This is a genomic window from uncultured Thermosynechococcus sp., assembly GCF_938074695.1.
GTDB lineage: Bacteria > Cyanobacteriota > Cyanobacteriia > Thermosynechococcales > Thermosynechococcaceae > Thermosynechococcus.
Map to the genome: position 1 here is coordinate 25,979 of NZ_CALJEM010000067.1, position 9,802 is coordinate 35,780.

Here is a 9,802-nt window from a genome sequence, read left to right on the forward strand (position 1 = left end):
TCCTAGTTCAAGTTTAGTAAGTTGATGATAAATCCTATAGGGGTCAATGCACCTATAGGACGCAAGGCATTCCCAATCGCATCCCCCACTTGGGTTACCCCTGATCGTTCTACCACAATCACATCCCCCTGTTGCAACACAGGATTGTTGTTGGCATCGGGTTGAGCCGCCAAGCTAAAGGGAATGCGTCGCCGACTGACTGTGCCATCGCGGTTGAGCCGCACCAATGTTACCCGAGACCTATTGGCACGCTGCACGTTGAATCCGCCGGCTGCCCCAATTCCCTGAGTGAGGGTGGCATTGGCAGGGACTTCCACAATACCTGGTCGGCTCACTTCACCAATAACTTGAATTTGAATTTTTTCTGGCGAAAAGGTAGCAGAGGCCACCCGTATGGCTTCCGCCGCATTTACTTCCTTTGCCTTGGGCACTAAAATTACATCATCACTGCGCAGCGTAATATCTTGGTTGGCATCGCCAGACTGAATCATTTCCCAGAGGTTAATTTTGGTCACCGCAGTTTGGCCATTTCCCAGTTGGCGGCGTATCTCAATATTGCGAATGTCTGCCTCTTGGGTAATGCCACCGCTTTGAGCGAGTACTTGGCTCAGGCGAGGCCATGTTAAGCCACCGGAAAGGCCAACACCAGCTGCAGAAGCTGATACAGAGGTAAAGGGAACAACATAAGATCCTGGACGGCTAACCTCACCCGCCACCAGAATTTTCATGGGTCGCGGAGTCTGCAACGTCACCGTCACGGCTGGAAAGCGCATCACCTTACTGTAGGCATTCAGGATCAGCCGTTCCGCTTGGGGTAACGTTAAGCCCCCCACCATGACCCGCCCTGCCAGAGGAAGGGTGACTGAGCCATCGAGATTAACCGTGAATTCTCGCTGACTAGTAACGCTTGCCGGAAGGTTGACCACTTCAATAAAAAGCACATCCCCTGGTCCTAAAAGATAGTCTTCGAGGGGATTCACGCTGGTAAAACTATAGGAGTTTGGACTGACAGCCCTAGGTTGAGCGGTGACGGAGGGGGGGACTAGAAGTGTTGCCCCAAGGGTCAGGCCGCCAGCGATCGCCAGCCCAACAGCCCCTTTTTGCAGTCGTGCTAACCTTTTATCCCCCATCGTGAATGCTCCTACTGAGTCTGCGCTTTTGCCAAGAACCTATGTTCTCCCCCGTTTTACCACAGGGCAGGGGGACACTGGGAGATTCCCAGCGGTTTAACATGGCAAAAAGCAAAGAGCCTACCCCCTAGGAAGACAGCTTTAGAATGAGAGTAACCGACTTTTCACGAATTGTAATGTCAGACCAGCCACTCATTTGTCTAGAGCATATTTCTAAGGTCTATGGCCAAGGGGAAACCGAGGTTCACGCCCTCAAGGATGTGAATCTAGAAATTCAGCGAGGGGAGTACTGCGCCATTATGGGGGCATCGGGATCCGGCAAGTCCACAATGATGAATATTATTGGCTGTTTGGATCGCCCGACCTCTGGCCGCTACTTTCTCGATGGCCAAGATGTGGCTCACCTCAGTGATGATGAACTGGCCCATATTCGCAACGCCAAGATTGGGTTTGTCTTCCAGCAGTTTTACCTTCTGGGGCAACTGACGGCATTGGAAAATGTCATGCTCCCGATGGTCTATGCTCGAGTACCCCCTAAGGAGCGGCGCGATCGCGCGATCGCTGCCCTAGAACAGGTGGGCTTGGGTCACCGCCTTGAGAATCGTCCCAATCAACTCTCCGGCGGACAGCAACAACGGGTGGCGATCGCCCGTGCCATTGTCAATCAGCCACTCCTCCTCCTTGCCGATGAACCCACCGGTGCCCTCGATAGTCACACCACAGCGGAAATTCTCGCCATCTTTGGTCAACTCAATGAGGCCGGCATGACAGTAGTTATGGTCACCCATGAACCTGATGTGGCGGCTGTAACGCACCGCATTATTCAGTTTCGCGACGGTCAAATTCGCTCGGATCGTCCCAATCTACCTAGTCCGCTGGCCGTACCTGCCCTATCTTAAAAAGGGAAGTACCCGAGAAAAGAGCAATGGCAAAGGCAGTTTGGAAAGGCGCCATCTTGGCCGAGAGCGATCGCTATGAAGTGGTGGAAGGCAATGTCTATTTTCCACCAGAGACGATTAATCAGGTCTATTTTCAGCCCAGTGACACCCACACCGTCTGTGGTTGGAAAGGCACGGCCAGCTACTACCACCTTGTGGTCAATGGGGAAGTCAATCGCGATGCGGCCTGGTACTACCCCGATCCTAAACCGGCAGCCGCCAAGATCAAGGGGTATGTGGCGTTTTGGCGGGGGGTACAGGTGACCCGCTAAGGGGAGGAATCCCGGCGCGGTTAAGAATTTCCGGAATCAAATCCTCACGGCGCACCGCCATTAAGTGCACCCCTTGACAAAGTTGTCGTGCCTGTTGCACCTGCTCCGCAGCAATGGTCATCCCTTCATCGAGGGGATCGGCGGCAGCAGCAAGGCGATCAATAATGTGCTGGGGAATCGAAGCTCCCGGCACAGCTCGATTGATAAATAGAGCATTTTTAGCAGATTTGAGAAGAAAAATCCCCGCCAGAATTGGTCGCCCACAGCCTGCGGCAATCTGATCCATAAATTTAGCGAGCCGCTCAAAGTCTGTAATTAACTGCGTCTGGAAAAACTGGGCACCGGCAGCTAACTTCCGTTCAAAGCGCTGTTGCAGTCCCGACCAACTGGGCGACTGGGGATCAACGGCTGCCCCTGCGAAAAATTGGGTAGGGCCATCGGGTAAAGGGCGATCTTCGCTATCCACCCCTTGATTGAGTTGGCCAATAATGCGCAAGAGCCGTACAGACTCCAAATCAAAGACAGGTTTGGCTTGGGGATGATCCCCCGCTTTGACGGGGTCACCTGTCAGTGCCAAAATGTTGCGAAGACCTAGGGCGGCAATGCCCATGAGATCTGCTTGCAGGGCAATGCGGTTGCGATCGCGACAGGCCATTTGACAAATGGGTTCAAATCCCTCCTGCTGGAGTAAATAGGCAGCGGCCCAAGAACTCATGCGCAAAACCGCACGACTACCATCGGTGACATTCACCGCATGTACCCGTCCCCTCAAATGAGCCGCTTGACGCAACATGGCACTGGCATTCTGCCCTTTGGGGGGACACACCTCTGCGGTAATCAGGAACTCACCCTGCTCACAGGCAGCTTGGAAACGAGAAACAGACAAGTAAATCAGTAGAGCGCGACTAGGCCATTATCATACACACTCCTGACGCCTGTTCCTAGGCAGCCAAATGGGCAGTTGCCGTCTGCACCAAAGTCTCTGTCCAATAGTCAGCTAGACGCTGCTGCTCTGCCTCCACCATGATGCGAATAACGGGTTCTGTACCAGAAGCCCGCACCAAGACTCGCCCGCGATCGCCCATGTCCAGTTGGGCTTTGGCAATCATCCGTTGCAAAGGTTCGCACTCTTGCCAGTGGAGTCGCCGCTGCCGATCTTCAACGCGGACATTCCGAAGAATCTGAGGATAGGGGGTGAAACTTTGGTCGCGCAGTTGTGCTAACGATAGACGGGAATCTTGGACAAGGGTTGCTAAGTGCACGGCCGTGAGCAGGCCATCCCCACCGACGCCATAGTGACGGCAGAGGATGTGTCCCGACTGCTCGCCCCCCAGCATGGCGCCGTGGCGCACCATTTCCGCATGGACGTATTGATCGCCGACGGCTGTGCGCACCAGTTGTCCCCCCCGCGCTTGCCAAGCCCGTTCAAAGCCTAAGTTAGACATGACCGTCGCCACAATTAAATCCTTCGGCAGTTGGGCTTGGGCCTGGAGGCGTTGTCCCCAAAAGTAGAGGATATAGTCGCCATCCACCACCCGTCCTTCACTGTCCACCGCCAGCACGCGATCGGCATCGCCATCAAAGGCAAATCCCATAGCGGCACGGGTTTCACGCACAGCCTGCTGCAGTGGCTCTAAATGGGTCGAACCACAGTTGACATTAATGCGATCGCCATCGGCGCGATCGTGGAGAGGAATCACCTCAGCCCCTAGGGCATGAAACACCGTCGGTGCCACCGCAACGGCAGACCCCCAAGCCAAATCCAACACCACCCGCAGTCCCCGCAGGGGCTGACGCTCCTCAAGGGGGGCTTGCACCGCATGGCGATAGCGCTGGAGTAGTTCTGGGCGATGATGCAGATGCCCCCAGTGCTCAGTAGGGGGAAGGGAGAGGCCAGCATTTAAGTGTGCTTCAATTTCTTTTTGCAGATCAGGGCTGAGCTTAGTACCGTCACTGCCAAAAATTTTAATGCCGTTATCGGCAGGGGGATTGTGACTGGCGGAAATCATTGCCCCCCCAATGGCCTCGGTGGTAGCCGTCAGATAGGCAATACAGGGGGTAGGACACAGACCCACCTGCCACACTTCAAAACCGGCGGCGGTTAACCCTGCAGCCAAGGCCGTTGCCAACATATCGCTGGAGTTGCGGGAGTCTTGACCAATGATAAACGGGCGGTTGGGGGTATCCGTCGTTTGCCGCAGCACTTCCCCTACCCAATATCCCAAGCTCAAGGCCAAGTTGGGAGTTAGCACCTCTCCCGCGCGTCCGCGAATGCCATCGGTGCCAAACCGAATCGGCTGCTGCCCAGTCATAGTTAATTCCTCACGCCACACCAACACTCACTATTTTCTAGTCGATCTCCTGAGCTATGCAGGAGGCAATTCTTAACATTTATTTTTTATTTACTCCCTTTGGACTATAGCATCTCTATGGATCTTTGCTGCCGCATCAACGTCCCCCCACAGGAGTATTCTGGATCAGCGGGAATTAGGACCACGTGAAATGCTACCACCGGAATTGCGCCAGCAATTGCAATTGTCCCAAGGGCGACTCCTGCACCTTTTGGAGTCTTTTTCCTCAGCACGGGTACTGGTAGTGGGAGATCTCACCCTCGATGAATTTCTCACGGGTCAGGTGGAGCGTCTCTCACGGGAAGCCCCTGTCCTCATTTTGCGCCATGAGTTTACCCGCCAAGTCCCCGGTGGCGGTGCCAATGCTATTTACAATTTGGCCAAGTTGGGGGCTCAGGTGCAGGCGGTTGGTCTGGTGGGTGCAGATCCGCAAGGGGAAGCCCTCTGTAGCATCTTTCGCGAGGCTGGCATTGACACCCAGGGAATTTTCCGGGATAGCGATCGCCCCACCGTAACCAAAACGCGCATCTCCGGTCATGCTCGCCAATCGGTGACCCAACAAATTGTGCGGGTAGATCGCAAGTCCGATGCGCTACCTCCCCCAGCCCTCCAGGAGGCACTTGCGACTTTCATTCGGCACCGGTTGGGCACTGCTGATGCCGTAGTTTGCTCCGACTATGGGGATGGCGTTTTTACCCCCCCTGTCATTGCGGCAGCTCTGGAACATGAGCGGACAATTGTGGACAGCCAACGAGATTTAGCGCGCTATCGCGGTGCTTTCCTATTCACGCCAAATCTACCGGAGGCGGAGGCAGCGGTGGGTTACCCGATTCGCACAGAGGCGGAGGTGCTACGGGCCGGTGAAGACCTGCTGGCGTTGACAGGGGCCAAGTACATCCTGATCACGCGGGGCGATGCCGGTATGAGTCTGTTTAGCCGCGAGGCTACGCCTTACCATTTGCCCGCCTTTAACCGCACGGATGTCTTTGACGTTACCGGGGCGGGGGATACCGTTGTGGCCGCCTTGACCCTCGCCATTATAGCGGGTGCTAGTCTTTGGGAGGCAGCGGTTTTAGGCAATTTGGCCGCGAGTATTGTCGTACGCCGGTTTGGCACTGCAACCACTTCCACCGCAGAGATGGCGGCAGCTCTTTATCATTTGCTAGAAGACTAGTCTCGTGTGGCCTGCTGTAACCATTCGAGAATCCCTGGGGCAAGGGTCTGGGCAAGCTCAGCTTGGGCTTGGAGTAAGGGAGTCAGCCGTGAATAATCCGTGCCGGAGCCAGTGCGGGCAATCCCTTCTAGAGACTAAAACTGAATCCCTTCACCCCCAACCCCCATACATTCCTTAATCCTTTCTTTAGATTACAGTCCTTTTCTAAAATGCAGGCTACCCATGATGCTGCTTTGTCGATATGTGATCTCATTTAATCTTTGGGAAAAGGGCTGTTATAAACGTCAATCAATTCTTAGAAAAAAGAAGAACTTTTCTTTTGAGGAGGTTAATTGAATTCGTTGATCCCTATCTAGTTAGCATATTTTTTAACATTGGGATCATTGCCATCTCTAAGAAATCTATCCATAATAAAAGTGTCCTCTCTTATAAATTCCCTTAATGTTGCGCAATACTATTTCTTTGGTCTTGTTGTTTTGAAATATAAGTTTGCGCAGCGTCCCTTATCACAAGTTCGTGTCCATCAAAAAGAATTTAAGGATTATTTAACTATGGTTACGATGCAAACGATTCACTGTCCTCACTGTGGTAAATTAGCCCTCCGTCAACGCTATGGCTCCGTGAGTCACACCCAGTGTCCCCACTGTGATTACGTCCTAACGATGTGCGATCGCACCGGGCGGGTACTAGAGGCCTACACTCCCGAAATTACCCATGTGGGTCAGTATGGCCCTAACCTCACCTGCACCATAGAGCGGACAAGGGCACTCTGCTAACAGAGATTTATTAGAAGAATCTAAAGATTGATGAGGAAAATCCTGAGAGTTGTTAAGATAGTTTACATATGGCTATCTTACTTCTACTGGTACTGGCATTGGTGCTGTGGTCGGTGCGACTCCTCCACAGTGCCTATCGCCTGCAGGATTTTTCCTTACTGCTGGCCAGTGGCCTCGTGGCCATTTCAGCGGGCGGCGTGATTTTTGTCTATAGCCTAATGAATGGCTGCGTCGGCTATCTCAGTCAAGGGCAGCCTATTCCTGAGTCTGATACCCTTGTCATCGTGTCAGATGTGGCCTACTTTGAGAACGCCTCTGAAGCAGCCGCCTCCTCATCAAGTCCCTAGGTTTGACCCACGATCCAAGCGTAGGCGATCGCCAGCGTCAAAAGTGTGAGGGGCGCACCAAAGCGCAGATGCTGCCAAAATGAAAACTGTCCAGAGCGGGCAGCGGCCTCAGCTGTGATTAAATTCGCCACTGCCCCGAAAAGCGTGAGATTACCCGCAAGGGTGCTCGTGGCTGCCAGTAAGTACCAGAGTTGATCGGCACCTTTGGGAATAAACTGCGCCAGAAGTAACACAGTGGGAACATTAGAAATCAGGTTTGACAGCAGCGTTGTCAATACCACCAGAGGCAACGGCTGGTTCACCCAAGGGCGCAAAACAGCCAGCAAATCAAAGTTTTGAATACAGCGGGTGAGAATAAACAGACCCGCAAACAGAACTAATAGTGACCAATCCACCTGAGCAAGGACGCGCTCCGGCTTGAGACGACGAGTCACCAGTAAAGCCGCTGCCGCCAAAAGAGAGGATTCTGCCAAGGGAAAACCCAGCAGAAAAGCCAAAAACATCAGTCCAGAGACAATCAGTGTTTTGTGGAGTAACCCTTTTTGCACCTGCGCCGGCTGGAGAGTAGCCAATGTACAGGATTGGCGCGATCGCACCTCCGGGTAGAGCCACCACAACCAAACCACCTGCAGACCTAGCCCCAGCACCGCTACGGGCACCATCACTTGAGTAAACTGAAGATACCTCAGGTTAGAAAACGACCCCACGAGGATATTTTGGGGGTTACCGCTGAGGGTGGCCACGGAGCCAATATTCGTTGCTCCAGCGATCGCCAGCAGATAGGGCACCGGATTCAAGCCCAAAGCATGGGTAATACGCAAAGTTAAAGGTGTTGTTACAAGGGCAAGGGTATCGTTAAGAAAGACCGCCGACAACATTCCCGTCGCTACAGTGAGGAAGATCAGTAATCCTAGGGGACTGCCACTAAAGCGCACGATGGTCACCATTGCGATTTGAAAAAAGCCGCTAAAGCCCAGATAAGCATTAAGAATCATCATGCTCAGCAAAAACACAATGGTTTGGGGATCAATGGCTTGCCATGCGCTGGGCAGATCAATCGCCCCTAGGGCAATCAAAAGCGCTGCACTCACAAGGGAGATCGTCGCTCGATTCATGCGTAGCCCCGGCACCCCCCCTAGCGCCAGGGCACCGTAGCTGAGGGCAAGGATTAGGAGTTGTAGAACAGACCGCAGCACCTACTGTTGGGTTTGAATTTTCTTGGCCTCTGGGCCGTCTAGTCATTCTCCAAGGGCAGCCATATCCTCAGCGTTATATTCCCCCTTTCCCAGCAGTCGGGAAATTTGGTTTTAATGGCTGGAGTTAATACCGGGGTTTCGAGCACCCGTTGCCCTAAGCGTTGGATCATCATTGGGGTTGAGCAGCCTAGACAGTCGTTCTCTAGGGTAGCCCATTGGCTGGGAAACAAATCGAAGGAACCACTTTTTCAAGTGGCACAATTTGCTATATTTGGGGCACTGGGATCAGCAAAGCGTTGATCCTAGGCTGGGAATCGTTGTCCCGTTAATAAATCGTGTTTCGATAAATTAAGGAAAGTTGAAATTCCAGGATACTCCGGATATACTAAGGGGCGACTTTTGTAAACTCAATAACAGTTCTTTGACGGCAAAGGAGGTAAGGCAACTTGGCTAGAAGACGGAAGCGGAAAAGCCGGCGGCGTCTCGAAGGGCGCAAGATCCTTGAGTGCGTACCTCAATATAGCATTGAAAGTGGCGAAGATAAACCCGTAACGGCGGCACGAAAGTTTATTCAGGCGAAGGGGATCACTCCACCCGCTTTACTTCTTGTGAAGCGGAATGAGCACACCACCGATCGCTACTTCTGGGCAGAAAAGGGCTTATTCGGTGCGCAGTACGTTGAAGAAAATCACTTTTTATTCCCTAGCCTAAGGGAACTTGCCGAAGAGAAAATGGCAGCCACTACCCGTTAGGCTTTTTTACAAAAAACATTTTACGAGGAGTCAGGACTTGCTTCTGGCTCTTTTTGCTTTGCCAAGGAGAGGCTCTCAGGCGTGGCTAAAGATTTGAGCTTTTTGCGCTATTTACTTATGGCAATTTGGAAACTGTCCCCTACAATAGAAATAGCGGAGACGCACGTTTCCGTTCACTCCTCACACCACACCCCGCCTGGACAGTTACTAGTTCAGGCGGCTTCCTTTTAGATAGGAAATGCCCCTGTTGCCCTTGCCCCCCACGCTCTGCGCTTGATCCCCCGCAGGGATGGCCACCAAGCCTGCGATCGCTCTCCCTATAGTTTTACAACTCCCCGAGGCCAAAGTGCCGTCCTCGATCTCCATGCCAATCACCTTCAACGCCACTGGTGGTCACCGCAGCCCACCACTTTTCTAGGGAGTTAGGTCACCTCCGAAGTGGCAACCCCTTTAACTATTTGCTCGACTCGTGGGCAATTGCACTTTGTTTAACTATCCCCAACGGCTGGCAACTAGTCTGCATCCCTATCTATTACTGCCGGTGGATCCTGTTGCCGATGAATTGGCTTGGCAAATTTTAGCTGGTGGCGAGGGCAATGTCCCCACATTTCTCAGCAGGATCAATAACAAAACTTATCGCACCTGTGAGCACCAAATTCGCACCGCCCCTTGGCTCTCTTGTCGGGCTGTGGGCCTAGGAGCGCGGTTTGTCAGGGGCTATCAGGAAGAAGATTTAGAGAACGCCGAGCGGCACCTTCATGCTTGGGTAGAAGTGTATTTGCCGGAGGCAGGCTGGCGCAGGTATGATCCCACTCTTGATCTAAGCGGTGAGCGATCGCCCCATTGCCCTTGTGGCTGCTGCTGAT

12 protein-coding genes are annotated in these 9,802 nt (G+C 53.0%); 8 read left to right on the forward strand and 4 right to left on the reverse strand.

Going from position 1 to position 9,802, the window contains the following annotated elements:
• Window positions 1-2 precede the first annotated feature (2 nt).
• Window positions 3-1,130, reverse strand: a complete 1,128-nt coding sequence (locus tag Q0683_RS09755; RefSeq protein WP_298977484.1) for an SLBB domain-containing protein — start codon at window positions 1,128-1,130, stop codon at window positions 3-5.
• Window positions 1,131-1,306: 176 nt separating this feature from the next.
• Here Q0683_RS09755 and Q0683_RS09760 point away from each other — a divergent pair, with 176 nt between their 5' ends.
• A complete protein-coding gene (locus Q0683_RS09760) occupies window positions 1,307-2,029 on the forward strand; it encodes an ABC transporter ATP-binding protein (protein WP_298615385.1) in 723 nt (240 codons plus the stop codon).
• A gap of 26 nt (window positions 2,030-2,055) precedes the next feature.
• Entirely contained in the window at window positions 2,056-2,340 is a 285-nt protein-coding gene (locus tag Q0683_RS09765; RefSeq protein WP_298615383.1) for a DUF427 domain-containing protein, read from the forward strand.
• On the opposite strand, the gene Q0683_RS09770 is transcribed toward Q0683_RS09765, so the two are convergent.
• Both Q0683_RS09770 and glmM read right to left on the reverse strand, forming a co-directional pair.
• Window positions 2,294-3,226: a methylenetetrahydrofolate reductase gene (locus Q0683_RS09770; RefSeq protein ID WP_298615381.1), complete on the reverse strand. Its 933-nt coding sequence runs from the start codon at window positions 3,224-3,226 to the stop codon at window positions 2,294-2,296. The genes Q0683_RS09765 and Q0683_RS09770 overlap by 47 nt on opposite strands.
• A 55-nt stretch (window positions 3,227-3,281) precedes the next feature.
• A complete protein-coding gene (glmM, locus tag Q0683_RS09775) occupies window positions 3,282-4,652 on the reverse strand; it encodes a phosphoglucosamine mutase (RefSeq protein ID WP_298617287.1) in 1,371 nt (456 codons plus the stop codon).
• Window positions 4,653-4,842: 190 nt separating this feature from the next.
• On the opposite strand from glmM, the gene rfaE1 reads away from it, so the two are divergent.
• From rfaE1 to Q0683_RS09790, 3 genes are all read left to right on the forward strand, one after another.
• Window positions 4,843-5,865, forward strand: a complete 1,023-nt coding sequence (rfaE1, locus tag Q0683_RS09780) for a D-glycero-beta-D-manno-heptose-7-phosphate kinase (RefSeq protein ID WP_298617286.1) — start codon at window positions 4,843-4,845, stop codon at window positions 5,863-5,865.
• 551 nt (window positions 5,866-6,416) lie between these two features.
• Entirely contained in the window at window positions 6,417-6,641 is a 225-nt protein-coding gene (locus tag Q0683_RS09785; RefSeq protein ID WP_011057612.1) for a hypothetical protein, read from the forward strand.
• A 68-nt stretch (window positions 6,642-6,709) separates the two neighbouring features.
• Window positions 6,710-6,988: a hypothetical protein gene (locus Q0683_RS09790; RefSeq protein WP_298977489.1), complete on the forward strand. Its 279-nt coding sequence runs from the start codon at window positions 6,710-6,712 to the stop codon at window positions 6,986-6,988.
• Here the strand turns inward: Q0683_RS09790 and Q0683_RS09795 are convergent.
• On the reverse strand, window positions 6,985-8,184 hold the full coding sequence (locus Q0683_RS09795; RefSeq protein WP_298611739.1) for an anion transporter: 1,200 nt from the start codon (window positions 8,182-8,184) through the stop codon (window positions 6,985-6,987). The genes Q0683_RS09790 and Q0683_RS09795 overlap by 4 nt on opposite strands.
• A 446-nt stretch (window positions 8,185-8,630) precedes the next feature.
• On the opposite strand from Q0683_RS09795, the gene Q0683_RS09800 reads away from it, so the two are divergent.
• From Q0683_RS09800 to Q0683_RS09810, 3 genes are all read left to right on the forward strand, one after another.
• On the forward strand, window positions 8,631-8,936 hold the full coding sequence (locus Q0683_RS09800; RefSeq protein ID WP_149819587.1) for a DUF3155 domain-containing protein: 306 nt from the start codon (window positions 8,631-8,633) through the stop codon (window positions 8,934-8,936).
• A gap of 273 nt (window positions 8,937-9,209) precedes the next feature.
• A complete protein-coding gene (locus Q0683_RS09805) occupies window positions 9,210-9,362 on the forward strand; it encodes a hypothetical protein (RefSeq protein WP_298977491.1) in 153 nt (50 codons plus the stop codon).
• Window positions 9,363-9,420: 58 nt separating this feature from the next.
• Entirely contained in the window at window positions 9,421-9,801 is a 381-nt protein-coding gene (locus Q0683_RS09810) for a transglutaminase family protein (RefSeq protein WP_298977493.1), read from the forward strand.
• The last annotated feature ends 1 nt before the right edge of the window (window position 9,802 follow it).